Source organism: Nakamurella multipartita DSM 44233, from assembly GCF_000024365.1.
In the GTDB taxonomy this organism is placed as follows: Bacteria; Actinomycetota; Actinomycetes; order Mycobacteriales; family Nakamurellaceae; genus Nakamurella; species Nakamurella multipartita.
In genome coordinates, this window is record NC_013235.1 from 4,900,116 (window position 1) to 4,914,117 (window position 14,002).

12 protein-coding genes and 1 tRNA gene are annotated in these 14,002 nt (G+C 71.9%); 4 read left to right on the forward strand and 9 right to left on the reverse strand.

Annotated features, from left to right (window positions below; translation table 11 throughout):
* Positions 1 to 297: 297 nt before the first annotated feature.
* Both NAMU_RS21915 and mca read right to left on the reverse strand, forming a co-directional pair.
* Positions 298 to 669, reverse strand: coding sequence for a hypothetical protein (locus NAMU_RS21915; RefSeq protein WP_015749525.1), 372 nt, complete (start codon positions 667 to 669; stop codon positions 298 to 300).
* Complete coding sequence (mca, locus tag NAMU_RS21920) at positions 666 to 1,745, reverse strand: mycothiol conjugate amidase Mca (protein ID WP_015749526.1); 1,080 nt, start codon at positions 1,743 to 1,745, stop codon at positions 666 to 668. The genes NAMU_RS21915 and mca overlap by 4 nt, the downstream gene beginning before the upstream one ends.
* Positions 1,746 to 2,080: 335 nt before the next feature.
* On the opposite strand from mca, the gene greA reads away from it, so the two are divergent.
* Complete coding sequence (greA, locus tag NAMU_RS21925; RefSeq protein ID WP_015749527.1) at positions 2,081 to 2,572, forward strand: transcription elongation factor GreA; 492 nt, start codon at positions 2,081 to 2,083, stop codon at positions 2,570 to 2,572.
* A gap of 33 nt (positions 2,573 to 2,605) precedes the next feature.
* On the opposite strand, the gene ilvA is transcribed toward greA, so the two are convergent.
* The 4 genes from ilvA to NAMU_RS21945 all read right to left on the reverse strand — a co-directional run bounded on the left by ilvA (position 2,606) and on the right by NAMU_RS21945 (position 7,203).
* Positions 2,606 to 3,817 (reverse strand): threonine ammonia-lyase, encoded by a 1,212-nt coding sequence (gene ilvA / locus NAMU_RS21930; protein WP_015749528.1) that lies wholly within the window; start codon positions 3,815 to 3,817, stop codon positions 2,606 to 2,608.
* 224 nt (positions 3,818 to 4,041) lie between these two features.
* Complete coding sequence (locus tag NAMU_RS21935) at positions 4,042 to 5,211, reverse strand: cystathionine gamma-synthase (protein ID WP_015749529.1); 1,170 nt, start codon at positions 5,209 to 5,211, stop codon at positions 4,042 to 4,044.
* Between the two features lie 32 nt (positions 5,212 to 5,243).
* Positions 5,244 to 5,777, reverse strand: a complete 534-nt coding sequence (locus NAMU_RS21940) for a hypothetical protein (protein ID WP_015749530.1) — start codon at positions 5,775 to 5,777, stop codon at positions 5,244 to 5,246.
* A gap of 58 nt (positions 5,778 to 5,835) precedes the next feature.
* On the reverse strand, positions 5,836 to 7,203 hold the full coding sequence (locus NAMU_RS21945) for a cystathionine beta-synthase (protein ID WP_015749531.1): 1,368 nt from the start codon (positions 7,201 to 7,203) through the stop codon (positions 5,836 to 5,838).
* Between the two features lie 387 nt (positions 7,204 to 7,590).
* On the opposite strand from NAMU_RS21945, the gene NAMU_RS21950 reads away from it, so the two are divergent.
* Entirely contained in the window at positions 7,591 to 8,637 is a 1,047-nt protein-coding gene (locus tag NAMU_RS21950; protein ID WP_015749532.1) for an SGNH/GDSL hydrolase family protein, read from the forward strand.
* Between the two features lie 93 nt (positions 8,638 to 8,730).
* Here the strand turns inward: NAMU_RS21950 and NAMU_RS21955 are convergent, their stop codons facing one another.
* The 3 genes from NAMU_RS21955 to NAMU_RS21965 all read right to left on the reverse strand — a co-directional run bounded on the left by NAMU_RS21955 (position 8,731) and on the right by NAMU_RS21965 (position 10,784).
* Positions 8,731 to 9,507, reverse strand: coding sequence for a Bax inhibitor-1/YccA family protein (locus tag NAMU_RS21955; protein WP_015749533.1), 777 nt, complete (start codon positions 9,505 to 9,507; stop codon positions 8,731 to 8,733).
* 188 nt (positions 9,508 to 9,695) lie between these two features.
* Positions 9,696 to 9,769, reverse strand: a tRNA-Leu gene (locus NAMU_RS21960).
* Between the two features lie 46 nt (positions 9,770 to 9,815).
* Positions 9,816 to 10,784, reverse strand: a complete 969-nt coding sequence (locus NAMU_RS21965) for a Ppx/GppA phosphatase family protein (protein ID WP_015749534.1) — start codon at positions 10,782 to 10,784, stop codon at positions 9,816 to 9,818.
* Between the two features lie 124 nt (positions 10,785 to 10,908).
* On the opposite strand from NAMU_RS21965, the gene NAMU_RS21970 reads away from it, so the two are divergent.
* Both NAMU_RS21970 and NAMU_RS27740 read left to right on the forward strand, forming a co-directional pair.
* Positions 10,909 to 12,537, forward strand: coding sequence for an acyl-CoA dehydrogenase family protein (locus NAMU_RS21970; protein WP_015749535.1), 1,629 nt, complete (start codon positions 10,909 to 10,911; stop codon positions 12,535 to 12,537).
* A 90-nt stretch (positions 12,538 to 12,627) separates the two neighbouring features.
* Positions 12,628 to 13,992 carry a WXG100 family type VII secretion target gene (locus tag NAMU_RS27740; RefSeq protein WP_015749536.1) on the forward strand — a complete coding sequence of 455 codons (1,365 nt, stop codon included), beginning with the start codon at positions 12,628 to 12,630 and terminating at the stop codon, positions 13,990 to 13,992.
* Positions 13,993 to 14,002: the final 10 nt, after the last annotated feature.

Here is a 14,002-nt window from a genome sequence, read left to right on the forward strand (position 1 = left end):
TTCCGGGCCCTCGGGCTGCTCGCCCTCGGCCCATGTGAAGTTCCCTCTCATGGGAGCTCCTCCTTCGTGTCTGACGTTGTTGATTACAACGTTACACGCATTACGACGTTTCGCGTGAAGGGTTGATTCCGGGCGCTGCACGTGACCTGCATCACACCTGGATGAGGGCAGCCGGCACCCGAAGACCGCGCCGGAAAGGCAGTGCACAGACACGCACCCGGAAACACGACGACGCGGCACCGAGACTGTGCTCGGTGCCGCGCCGATGGTGAACCTGCGGCCGCGACGGGCCGGGAATCAGACCGAGGGGTCGGCCGGCCGGGTCGAGCCTCGGGGCGCCGACGGCGGCGGGCTGTCCGACTCGTCCGGCGCAGCGGGCACCCGGGCGGGCCGGTCGTCCCCCGCATCGGCCCCGTCGGCTCCGCCGGCGAAGGCGCTGCCGGTCGTCGGGTCGACGTCCGGCTCGGCCGGCGGGTCGAACGAGGCCGGCACCTTCTTGAGCTGCCGGGTGAACGAACGGAGCAGGAAGTACAGAGCCACCCCGAGCAGCAGGATGATCAGCAGGCCGATCGGCGCCGCCTTGCCCCATTCGGGGCCCTTGCCCGTGCTCGGGTCGTAGTCGCCGGGCTGCGGCCCGGCCAGCATCAGCGTGGTCACCAGCCGATTCATGACGACACCTTCTCCCGCACGCCGGCGAACAGGTCGTCCTCGGGCAAGGTCGTGTCGACCAGGGACCGGGCCAGTTCGTAGTCCTCGGTCCCCCAGACCTGCGCCTCCAGGTCACGAGGCACGGCGAACCAGGTCGAGTCCGGGTCGATCTGCGTCTCATGTGCGCGCAACGCGGCGTCCCGCACGTGGAAGTAGTCGGCCACCGCCACCTGACTGGTGATCCGGGTACCCGGATCCGGGCGCGCCTGATCGGAGAACCGCTTGATCCACTCGTCGTACGGACCCTCGCCGGTCTGCTCCCGCACCGCCTCGTTGATGGCGGTGATCCGGGATCGGGAGAACCCGACGTTGTAATAGAGCTTGAGCGGCTGCCACGGCGGGCCCGCGTCGGGATAGGCATCGGGGTCACCGGCCGCCTCGAAGGCACCGACGGAGACCACGTGGCAGCGGATGTGGTCCGGATGCGGGTAGCCCCCGGACTCGTCGTAGGTCGTCATCACGTGCGGCCGGTACTGCCGGACCACCCGGACCAGCGCCTCGATCTCGACCTCCGGGTCCAGCACGCCGAACGAGCCGGCGGGCAGATCCCAGCTCTCGGGCGGACCCTCGTGGTAGCCGGTGTCGTGGAACCCGAGCCACACGTGCGCCACGCCCAGGATCTCGGCCGCCCGGGCCATCTCCCGGATCCGCAGGGCGGGGATCTCCGCCGAGTCGATCGTCAACTTCTTGTTCAGCACGTCGCCGCGCTCGCCGCCGGTGCAGGAGACGACGACCACGCCGACGCCGTCGGCCGAATACTTGGCCAGCGTCGCCGCGCCCTTGCTCGACTCGTCGTCCGGGTGCGCGTGCACCGCCATCAGCCGCAACGGCGCCAGCCGGGCGGCCTCGTCCCGGGCCTGCGCGGCGTCGACCAGGGCCGAATCGGCGCCGGTCGCGATCAGTTCCTCGGAGTCGGTGTGCGCGACCGGATGTTCGGCGTCGGCGACGTCCGGTACGGAGAATGCGTCGCTCACGTTCTGTGCCCTCACCTTCGGGTCCCGGTTCGAATCCGCCTGCGCGTGCGGGACGCCCACCATTGTCCATGGCCGCACCGACAGTCCCGCCAACAGTGCCGCCGACCGGCTCACCACCGGCCGGCTCTGACGCCATCGCCCCAGGTCCGGGCCCTGTGCGGGCGGTGCCGGGGCCGTCGGCGGGGGCCGGCCGGCGCCGGTGCGGACCGGCGGAATCGGACACCGCCGGCCACCGGCGTGTTACCATTGGTTCAGTAGATGCGGCCCCCGAGGGGGCCGTGACGTATTTCTGTGCCAATTCGAGTGCGGGCACGCGTGTCTCGACCGGCTCCCGGCACGCTGCGCATGCACCACCTCAACCATCGGTGGTTGACGGATATCTGTAGTGAGGAGTTGCCATGACCGGCACCGGCGTGACCTGGCTGACCCAGGAAGCCCACGACCGTCTCAAGCACGAGCTCGACGAGCTCGTGCTGCATCGTCCGGTGATCGCCGCCGAGATCAATGCCCGGCGCGAGGAAGGCGACCTCAAGGAGAACGGCGGCTACCACGCCGCGCGCGACGAGCAGGCCAAGCAGGAGAGCCGCATCCGCCACCTGCAGGAACTGCTGCGCGACGCGCAGGTCGGGGTTGCTCCGGCCGACGACGGCGTCGTCGAGCCGGGCATGGTCGTGACCATCGCCTACGACGGCGACGACGACGACAAGGAGACCTTCCTGCTGGGTTCGCGCGAGGAGGGCGTGCACGGCTCGATGCCGGTGTACTCGCCCCAGTCCCCGCTCGGCCAGGCGATCCTGGGGGCCAGCCGCGGCGAGTCCCGCGAGTACACCCTGCCCAACGGGCGGACGCAGAAGGTCAGCGTCGTGGAGGCCAAGCCGTTCACCGGCTGATCGCCCCCGGCGCGGCTCCTTCGGTGGGCCTGATCAGCGCCGGTCCAGCACCCGGAACCCGGCGCGCCCGAGCGCCTCGACGATCACGTCGCAGTGCTCGGCGCCCCGGGTTTCCATGCTTAGCGCCACCTCCACCTCGCCCAGGGTCAGCGACGAACCGACCCGGGAATGCTCGACGTCGATGACGTTGCCGCCCAGCTCGCCCACCAGGGCCAGCAGCGCGGCCAAGGACCCGGGCCGGTCGGCGATATCGACCCGTAGGGACAGGAACCGGCCGGCCGCGACCAGGCCGTGCTGGGTGACGTGCAGCAACACCAGCGGGTCGATGTTCCCGCCGGAGAGCACGGCCACCACGGGCGGGGCGAACGTCTGCGGGCGCGCCATGATCGCCGCTACGGCAGCCACCCCGGCCGCCTCGACCACCAGCTTGGCCCGTTCCAGGCACAGCAGCATGGCCTGCGACAGCTGATCCTCGCTCACCGTCACGATCTCGTCGACCAGGTCACTGACGTGCGCAAACGTCAGGTCCGACGGCGTGCCCACGGCGATGCCGTCGGCCAGCGTGGACATCTCCCGCAGCCGGACCGGTCGCCCGGCGGCCAATGAACCGGGCCAGGCCGCCGCCTGCTCGGCCTGCACGCCGACCACTCGCACGGACGGGATGAGCTCCTTGAGCACTGCGGCGACCCCGGAGATCAACCCGCCGCCCCCGGCGGCGACCACCACGGTGGCCACGTCCGGCACCTGCTCGGCGATCTCCAACCCCACGGTGCCCTGGCCGAGCAAGACATCTAGGTGGTCGAAGGGGTGCACCAACACCGCGCCGGTCCGCGCGGCGAAGGCCAGGGCCGCCTCCAGCGCCTCGTCCAGGGTCTGCCCGACCAGTTCGACGTGCGCACCGTAGGCCCGGGTCGCGGTCAACTTGGCGATCGAGGCACCCACCGGCATGAACACAGTGGCCCGGGTGCCGATCAGGGCAGCGGCCAGGGCCACCCCCTGGGCGTGGTTGCCGGCCGAGGCGGCGACCACTCCGGCGGCCTTTTCCGCCGTGGAGAGCCGCGATATCCGCAGGTAGGCGCCGCGGATCTTGAACGAGCCGGTGCGCTGCAAGTTCTCGCACTTGAGATGGACCGGCCCGCCGACCGCCTCCTGCAACGGCCGGGACGACTCCATCGGGGTGTACCGGATGATCCCGGCCAGGGCCTGCGCCGCCTCCCGGACCTGCGCCACGCCGACCCGTTCCATGCTCCGCATCCTGCCCCAGCCCGCCCCGCCCTGCCGCCCCGCCCGGCCGCCCAGCGGCCCAGCGGCCGCCGATCCACCCGACTCTCGCGCGCGGATCATCTAGCCCTGCGCGGATGAACCGGCACCGTTTGGGACTGGTGGGACAAAAGTGGACGACTTCATCCGCGCAGACGTAGATGATCCGCGCGACAAAGCCGAGGGACGGCTCGGGCGGGCCGGCGGGGTCAGTCGAGGGCGTCCCGCAGGTCGGCCAGCAGGTCGTCGGCGTCCTCGATGCCGACGGAGAGCCGGATCAAGTCGTCCGGCACCTGCAGCGCGGAGCCGGCGACGCTGGCGTGGGTCATCAGCCCGGGATGCTCGATCAACGATTCCACCCCACCGAGCGACTCCCCCAGCGTGAACAACTGGGTTCGCCGGCACACCTTGAGGGCCTCCTCCTGCCCGCCGACCACGCTGAAGGACACCATGCCGCCGGACCGGCGCATCTGCCGCGCCGCGATCGCGTGACCCGGATGGGCGGGCAGGCCCGGGTAGTAGACCCGGGCCACCCGGGGGTGCCCGACCAGCAGCTCCACCACCCGCTCGGCGTTGTCACAGTGCCGGTCCATCCGCACGGCCAGGGTTTTCACGCCGCGCAGGGTCAGCCAGGCGTCGACCGGGCCGGGCACCGCGCCCATCGACTTGCTGTGGAAGGCCAGGGCCTCGGCCAACTCCGGGTCGTCCACGATCAACGCCCCGCCGATCACGTCGGAATGCCCGCCCACGTACTTGGTCGTCGAGTGCAGCACCACGTCGGCTCCCAGAGCCAGCGGCTGCTGCAGGTAGGGCGAGGCAAAGGTGTTGTCCACCAACAGCTTCGCACCGCTCTCGTGGGCGATCTCGGCCAGTGCGGCAATGTCGGCGATGCCCAGCAGCGGGTTGGTCGGCGTCTCGCACCAGATGACCTTGGTGGTCGGCCGGATCGCCGCGCGGACCGCGGCCAGGTCGCCCAGCGACACCGTCGAGTAGGTCAGACCCCATGGCACGCAGATCTTGTCGACCAGGCGGAAGGTGCCGCCGTAGGCGTCGTCGGGCAGGATCAGGTGGTCGCCCGGTCGCAGCGCGGCGCGGATGTAGGTATCGGCGGCGGCCATCCCGGAGGCGAAGGCGAAACCCGAGCGACCCCCCTCCAAGGCGGCCAGCGCCTGTTCCAGCGCAGTCCGGGTCGGGTTGCCGGCGCGGGAGTAGTCGTAGCCGGCCCGCGGCTGGCCGACCTCGTCCTGCGCGAACGTCGAGGTCTGGTAGATCGGCACGGCCACCGCTCCGGTCAGCGGGTCCGGATCCTGGCCGGCGTGGATGGCGCGGGTGGCAAAACCCGGGGACTGCGGGTCGTGGGGACCGGGGGCAGGCGTCATACCGGCAAGGGTAGGGCGGTCCCCGACCGCCGTCAGGTACCGGGCCAGAGGATGGCCCCGGTCTCGGCGGTGCCGGTGACGCCGGGCTGACCGATCCGGGCGCGCCGGACCCGACCGACCCACCGGCCGGTCGCCGGCAGCAGGGCGACCACCAGCACCGCGACCCCGCCCCAGTACAGCGGCCAGTTCTCGATCGGCACCCGCGCCCCGGTGTCGCCGTAGCCGAAGGCGAACTGGGCCACCGCGGTGGTGGCCGTCGCCACCAGGCCGCCGAACAGCGCCGCCCGGCGGCCGCGCCGGAACAACACCAGCAGGGCCCCCAGGACCAGGAACACCGTGGCCAGCGCCCAGCCGCCGGCGACGACGGCCGATTCGACCTGACCGCTCGTCGGGGCGGGCGGGTCGGTGACGGTGAACGCGTCGACCAGGCCGCGGATGGTCGAGTAGGACCAGGAGCCCAGGACCCACGCGGTCACGATCGCCACCGTCGTGGTCAGCACGGCGGCGAGAGTGGCTGCGAGATCGTCCTGCTGCGGCGTCTCGTACGGAGCGGGAAGGTAGGTCACGACGCCTCCACGGATGTGACCCCAATGGTAGGCCGCCCGCGCCTGCCCGCCACGAGTTTCAGCTGCCGGCGACGAAGGCCAGCAGATCGGCCCGGGTCAGCACCCCCACCGGCTTGCCGTCGTCGATCACCATGACGGCGTCGCGGGCCTGCAGCGCGGCCCGCAGGGTCGGCACGTCCTCACCCGACCCGACCAGCGGGAACGGTGGGCCCATGTGCTTGCCCACGGCATCGGCCAACGAGGCGGTCCCGGCGAACAACGCGTCCAGCAGATCTCGTTCGGAGACCGACCCGGCCACCTCACCGGACATCACCGGCGGCTCGGCCTTGACCACGGGCATCTGCGAGACCCCGTACTCGTGCATGATCTCGACCGCATCGCGCACGGTCTCCTGCGGATGGGTGTGCACCAGGGCCGGCAGCACGCCGCCCTTGCCGCGCAGGACCTGCCCGACGGTGGCCTCGCCGTCCCGGGACAGGAAACCGTAGGACGCCATCCAGGGGTCGGAGAAGATCTTGGACAGGTAGCCCCGGCCGCCGTCAGGCAGCAGCACGACGACCACGTCGTCGGCGGTCAGCCGGCCGGCCAGCCGCAGCGCGGCGGCCACCGCCATGCCGCAGGATCCGCCGACCAACAGGCCTTCCTCGCGGGCCAGCCGGCGGGTCACCGCGAACGATTCCGCGTCGGAGATCGCGATGATCCCGTCGGTGACGGTCGGGTCGTAGGCGCTGGGCCAGAAGTCCTCGCCGACGCCCTCCACCAGGTACGGCCGGCCGGTGCCGCCGGAGTACACCGAGCCCTCGGGATCGGCACCGATCACCTGCACCCGCCCGCCGGAGACGTCCTTGAGGTAGCGGCCGACGCCGGAGATGGTGCCGCCGGTGCCGACCCCGGTGACGAAGTGGGTGATCTTGCCGTCGGTGTCCCGCCAGATCTCCGGGCCGGTGGAGACGTAGTGGCTGGCCGGGTTGTTGGGGTTGGAGTACTGGTCGGGCTTCCATGCGCCCGGCGTCTCGCGGACCAGCCGGTCGGACACCGAGTAGTAGGAGGTCGGGTCGTCCGGGGCGACCGCGGTCGGGCACACGACGACCTCGGCCCCGTACGCGCGCAGCACGTTGCGCTTGTCCTCGCTGACCTTGTCCGGGCAGATGAAGATGCACCGGTACCCGCGCTGCTGGGCGACCAGGGCCAGCCCGACCCCGGTGTTGCCGCTGGTCGGCTCGACGATGGTGCCACCCGGCCGCAACGCACCCGACTGCTCGGCCGCGTCGATCATCTTCACCGCGATCCGGTCCTTGACCGACCCCCCGGGGTTGACGTACTCCACCTTGGCCAGCACGAGCGGGGCCACGTCGGCGGCCAGCGGCCCCAACTTGACCAGAGGGGTGTTGCCGATCAGCTCGACGACGGACTGGGCGTAACGCACGGATGACTCCAGGGCGGGGCTCGGGGGTGGCCGGCAGCGGGTGTGCCGACCCTGGTCAGGTTATCCGGGGCCGTCGGACGGCCCCCGCGGCGCGGTCCGGACCGCTCGGGGTATCAGCCCGCCCGGATCGCCACTCCGACCAGCAACGACCGGACGTCACTCCGCGTACCGGGCCGGGCCACCCGAACGGGTGTCGATCCTCGGGTCCGCGGTCGCAGCGACCGGTTGGTCACGACGATTGTCGTCACTTCGTGGGGCAGCGCCGGGCCGGATGACGGCGCAAAATAATGCTGTCACGCAGTGAACCGCGGGAAACATTCGGGTCGTACCGATGGTTGGAACGACAAGAGGTCCCGGGTGTGCACGGCTGGCGCAAGGAGGTGGGCCATGAGCATCTTCCCGACCAGGGCGTCGGGATCCGCGGTCGGACAGGCCGCGTCGATCACCGGTCCGGGCAAGCTCGCGGGGCGACCGCGCCCGTCCGCGGGACGGGGGGTGGCCGCCGTGGCCGGCCTCGGCCTGCTGGCCGGCTTCAGCAGCGCGGTGGTCGGGCTGCTCGGCCAGGCCTGGACCACCAGCCGCTCCATCGAGCGGGCGGCCGTGGCCGCCGCGCTGGCCGACGGCACGTTGGTGCCGCCGGTGCTGCCCAACGCGACCGACGCCCAGCAGCGGGTGGCCGATCATCTGGTGCACGTCCGCCTGCCCCAGGGCGACGGGGTCTACCTCGCCGACGGGCGCCTGCTGCAGTCCGACCTGGACGTGGAGAACGGTGATCCGGTCCGCCCCGCCCCCTCACCCCCGCTGACCGTGGTGTTCCTGGGCGATTCGACCTCGGTCGGCTACGGCACCCACAGTGCCGACGAACTGCCGGGCGTCATCATTGCCCGCGGGGTGGCCCGGCACCTGACTTGCCCGGTTCACCTGCGCTCGCACGGGCTGACCGGAGCCCGCACCGCGGACCTGCCCCGCCAGCTCGAGCTCGGCCTGGCCGACGATCCGGACCTGGTCGTCATCCTGGTCGGCGCGAACGACCTGCGTGACATGGTCCCGCCCTGGCGGTCGGCCGCCCAATTGGGCCAGTCCGTGCGGGCTTTGACCACCCGCGGCATCCCGGTCGTCGTCGGCACCTGTCCCGATTTCGGGGTCATCACGGCGATTCCGCAGCCGTTGCGCAGCGTGCTGAGCGCCTGGTCGCTGCGGTTGGCCGCGATGCAGGAGCGCTCGGTCACCGACGGCGGCGGCCGCCCGGTGGCGCTGGCCCGGCTGGTCAGCCCGCAGTTCGTCGGCCACCCCGACCTGTTCGCCGCCGACCGGTTCCACCCGTCGGGCGCCGGTTACGACCGCGCCATGCAGGTCCTGCTGCCGGCGGCGATCGCCGAGCTGGAGCGGGCCGACAGCGCGGCCGACCCGGAGCCGCGGTCCCTGGCCGGTTGAGCCCTCGCCGGTCCTTCGGACAGATGACGAACGGCCCCGCACCGAGCGAACTCGGGCGGGGCCGTTGGTGATGACCGACAGGTCGGTGACCCGTTACTGCCGGGCGTACCCCAGCAGGCGCAGGATCTCCAGGTACAGCCAGACCAGGGTGACCATGAGGCCGAACGCGAAGTACCAGGCGGTGTTCGCCGGCGCGCCCTGCTTGATGGCCTGGTCGATGGCGTCGAAGTCCAGCAGGAAGCTGAACGCGGCCAGCGCGATGCAGATCACCGAGAACACGATCGCCATGGTGCTGCCGTCCCGGAGCCCCATGTTGATCCCGAACAGGCTCATGACCAGGTTGAACAGCATCAGCACGGCAACGCCGACAATGCCGCCGATGATCATCTTGGTCAGACGGGGGGTGACCCGGATGGCGCCCGTCTTGTAGATGACGAGCATGCCGCCGAACACCCCGAGGGTGCCGACGATCGCCTGGGCGGCGATGCCCGGGTAGTACTGGTTGAACACACCGGTGATCGCACCGAGGAACACACCCTCGGCCAGCGCGTAGCCGATGATCAACGGCGGGCTGATCTTGCGCTTGAAGATGACCACCATGGCCAGCACGAAGCCGATCAGCGCGCCCGGCAGGGCCAGGTAGTAGGCCTGGAACCAGGCGGTGGCAAAGCCGGCGACGACGGCCAGCACCAGGATCATCGCGGTCTTGGTGACCACGTCGTCCACGGTGAGGAACCGCTCACGGGCAGGCGCCTCGTAGGCGGGCTGGTTGTACATCTGGTCGAGGTACTGGGCACTGGGTGCCGCCTGCTGTTGCGAGCCGATCACCTTCTCCATGTTTCTGAAGGCGGGATTACTGGAGCTCTGCACGCTGCCCTCCGATGAGGCGAGTGGGACTGGTCTGTTGCCGAGAACCTAACCGAGGAAGATCACCATCCGGTGACAACTGGGCAGGGTTCCCGCTAGGTCCAACGCCGGCCCGGCCCGGGTAGTTCCCGCGGCCGACCGGGGACGGGGTGGTGAGGATGATCTCTCTCCCGGCCCGGCCACGGACCCGGTGCCCCCGGTGGGACTCGAACCCACACTGGAACCATTTTAAGTGGCCTGCCTCTGCCGATTGGGCTACGGGGGCGCGGACCGCGGGTGGGTCCCAGCGTAGGGCCAGGGCCGGGAGCCGATCAGGCCAGGGACAGCACGATGCCGTCCAGGATGTCGTGCTCGGAGACCGTCACCTGATGGATCGGCGTTCGCGCGGCCACCAGCTCGATCATCACGGACAGGATCAACGCTCCCCCGCCGATGACGTCGACCCGGCCCGGATGCATGTAGCCCAGCGCGGCCCGGTGGGCACGGGTGGCGCCCAGCAGGGTGTCGGCGACGGTGTGCACCCGGTCGATCGGCAGTTCGGCCAGGTGGATGCGGGCCGGGTCGTAGGTGGGCAGCCGCAGCGCGGCCGCAGCCACCGTGGTCGCCGTGCCCGACACCGGGATCAGCCGGCGCACGCGGTGCACCGGCAGCCGGTCCAGGCCGTCGGCCAGGATCTGCCGGGCCCAGCGGCGGGCCTGGTCCCGCTCGGTCGACGAGGGCGGATCGCCCCGCAGGATCCGCTCGGTGATCCGCACGCAGCCGATGTCCAGGCTGACGCCGCCGGCCAGCCGGTTGCTCGCACCGACCCGCTCGCCGATGACCAGCTCGGTGGATCCCCCGCCGATGTCGACCACCAGGAACGGACCGGAGGCCGGGTCCAGGTCACCGACCGCGCCGGCGAAGGTCAGCTCGGCCTCCTCGTCACCGGTGATGACCTCCGGGTCCTGGCCCAGCGTCGAGCGGACCATCTCGACGAAGTCGGCCCGGTTGCCGGCGTCCCGGGTGGCCGAGGTGGCCACCATCCGGGTGCGCACCACGCCGGAGGCGGTGATGACCGCCGCGTAGTCGGCCAGAGCCCGCCAGGTCCGGTCCAGAGCGTGACTGGACAGCCGGCCGGTGGCGTCGACCCCCTCGCCCAGCCGCACCACCCGCATCTCCCGGTGCACGTCGGTCAGCCGGGGCCGCCCGTCGGGTTCGCGGACCACGTCGGCCACCAGCAGCCGGATCGAGTTGGTGCCGCAGTCGATCCCGGCGACCCGCATTGGTGCTCCGGCCGTCATGCGCGCTGGCTCCTGGTCTGCCTCGTGCTCGGCCTCATGGTCGGCGACGGTACCCGGGGCGAGGCCGCCCCCCGGCGCGCGGGGCACACTGGCCTGATCCCGTCGTCCGAGGAGGCCCAGCGCCGTGCCGCCGACCCATGATGTCGTCAATGTCGTCGACCCCCTGGTCGGGTTCGACGTCGCTGCCGCCGATCCGGCCCTGGCGGCCGGCCTGGCCGCGGCCGGCACCACCCCGACCGAGCCGTTGCGGTCCCTGGCCGTCGACGCGGGCGCGGCGGAGTGGGCCGAACAAGCCCGGCTCGCCGACCGCAACCCGCCGGTCCTGCACACCCACGACCGGGCCGGGCGCCGCGTCGACGAGATCGAGTACCACCCGTCCTGGCACCGGCTGATGGGCCGGGCGGTGGGCGCCGGATTGCAGGCGGCGCCCTGGGCCCCGGACGCCGGCGCGCACGCCCACCTGCACCGGGCGGCCGGCTTCTACCTGTGGACCCAGACCGAATCGGGCCATCTGTGCCCGATCTCCATGACCTACGCGGCGGTCCCGGCGCTGCGGCACGACGCGGACCTGGCCCGGGAGTTCGAGCCCGGGCTGTGTTCGCCCGAGTACGACTTCGGTCTGCGGCCGGCCGCGGCCAAGCGCGGGCTGCTCGCGGGCATGTCGATGACCGAGAAGCAGGGCGGGTCCGACGTGCGCGCGGCCACCACCCGCGCCGTGCCGGAAGGCGATGCCGGCCACTACCGGCTGACCGGGCACAAGTGGTTCACCTCGGCCCCGATGAACGACCTGTTCCTCACCCTGGCCCAGGCCCCGGGTGGGCTGAGCTGCTTCGTGGTGCCCCGGGTGCTGCCCGACGGGCAGCGCAACGCGGTGAGCGTGCTGCGGCTCAAGGACAAACTCGGCAACCGGTCGAACGCCTCCGGCGAGATCGAGTACGACGGAGCCCTGGCCCGGCGGCTGGGCGAGGAGGGCCGCGGGGTGCCCACCATCCTGGAGATGGTGACGATGACCCGGCTCGACTGCGTGCTCGGCTCGGCCGGGCAGATCCGGGCCGGGTTGTCCCAGGCGGCGTACTACGCCGCGCACCGCCGGGCGTTCGGCCGCCGGCTGATCGAGCACGAGGCGATGGCCGCCGTGCTGGCCGACCTGGCGGTCGAATCCTGGGCGGCCACGCTGACCGGACTGCGGCTGGCCGACCTGGTCGACGACCGGTCACCGGCGGCCGCCACCCTGCTGCGCCTGGCCCTGCCGGCGGCCAAGTTCTGGATCTGCAAGCGGGCGGTCCCGGTGCTGGCCGAGGCCCTGGAATGCCTGGGCGGCAACGGCTACGTGGAGACCTTCCCGACGGCCCGGCTGCTGCGCGAGGCGCCGCTCAACGGCATCTGGGAAGGCTCGGGCACGGTCACCGCGCTCGATGCCGTGCGCGCCCTGGGCCGCAGCCCGGAGTGCGCGCAGGCGCTGCTGGCCGAACTGGCCGGCGCGGCCGGTGGGCACCCGGCGTTCGACTCGGCCGTGCGGGAGCTGACCGGCCTGCTCCGGCAGCCGCCGGATCCGGCCACCGCGCGCCGGCTGTGCTCGCTGACCGCCCGGACCCTGGCCGCCGGACTGCTCCTGCGCCACGCCCCGGCACCGGTGGCCGAGCTGTACTGCGCGACCCGGCTGGGCTGGTCCGGGGACCGGGTGTTCGGCGAGGTGCCGCCGGGCACCGCCACCGCGGGCATCGTCGAGTCGATCACCCCGTCGCCGCGCTGACCATCCGGGATGGTGAGTTCTCCCCGTTGTCCTGCGGTCGGCCGTGCCCTAGCGTCCCGCGCAGGGAAGGCTGAGGCAGGTGGGGGGCGCATGACGCTGATCGGGAGTGACCCGGACGAGCTTCGCGCGCTCGCGGTCGCCCTGCGCACCGCGGGGACGCACCTGGCGACCACCCGGCAGCAGGTGGACGCCCGGCTGGCCACCTCGTCCTGGACCGGGCCCGACGCCGAGACCTTCCGCGCGGACTGGTTCCGCGGCCGGCGGGTGGTGTTGGCCCAGGCCGGCGACCTGCTGCTGGCCGCGTCGGCCACGCTGATCCGGAACGCGGACGAGCAGGACCGGGCCAGCGCGGCCGACGGCGGCGCGGCCCGCCGGCCGGGCGCGGGTGGGCCCACCGACTACACCGCGCAGGCCCTGCGCCGAGCCGGCATCGACCCGGCGACCTGGGACCCGAACGCCGGCGTCGACGGCAACCGGGCCACGATCGAAGCGGTCTACGCCTACTACGCCCAGCTCTACCGGGACAACCCGGAGATGCTCTGGGCCGGGATGGCCGCGCTGATCGGCCCCAGCTTCTACGCGGGCTTTCGCGACCTGGACACCTTCGCCGACCTGGCCGGACTGGCCCGCGGCATCCTGAGCAGTCCCCTGGCCGGCACCCTGCCGCCGGACATCCGCAGCAGCCTGACCGGGTTGGCCGCGATGACCGCGGCCGACCTGGAGTCCGAGTTCCGCTGGTACGAGCGCACCTTCCTGGGCATGCAGAAGGAGATCTTCCTCGACCTGGGCCCGCAGCACGAGGCGTACCGATCAGCCGGCCTGGCCGGGGTCAAGTCGTTGCTCGACGACGGCACGATCAGCCAGCAGGCCTACGACGCGTGGGCCACCATCGATGAAGGTAAGCGCACCGGAAACACCGACCTGATCGAGCAGGGCAACGCCAGCCTGCTGCGCCGCGAGCAGTCCGAGATCATCCGCGACCAGTACGACGCCATGTACCAGCGGCCGGTCACCGGCCCGGCGCTGACCTACCTGGCCACGCTGGTCGGCCAGCCGTCGGTGCCCGGCGCCAAGAGCTTCGCCGACGTCTTCCCGTTGCAGGTCAGCACCGACGTCGGGGTCGGGCCCAAGGACATCGACGTGCACACTCCGGACCGGATCCCGTTCACCGATGGCCGGCTGCCGCAGCTGGGCGTGCACGGGGACAACCCGCTGCAGGGCAGCGTCACCGTCACCACCCCGCTGCCGGCCGGCAATGTCGCCCATTTCGCGGACCGGTGGGCGCTGATCGAGCGGGACACCCTGCCGGCCTACCAGCACCTGTCCCGCGACCAGGTGCTGCAGGTCCTGCAGACCCCGGTCGGTCCGCGCAGCGACGATTACGTCATCCGCAGCCGGATCGCCGAGATCGCCCGAGACCTGGCCACGCACTGGCGGGTCGAGGTCCGGCAATGATCGACCGAAC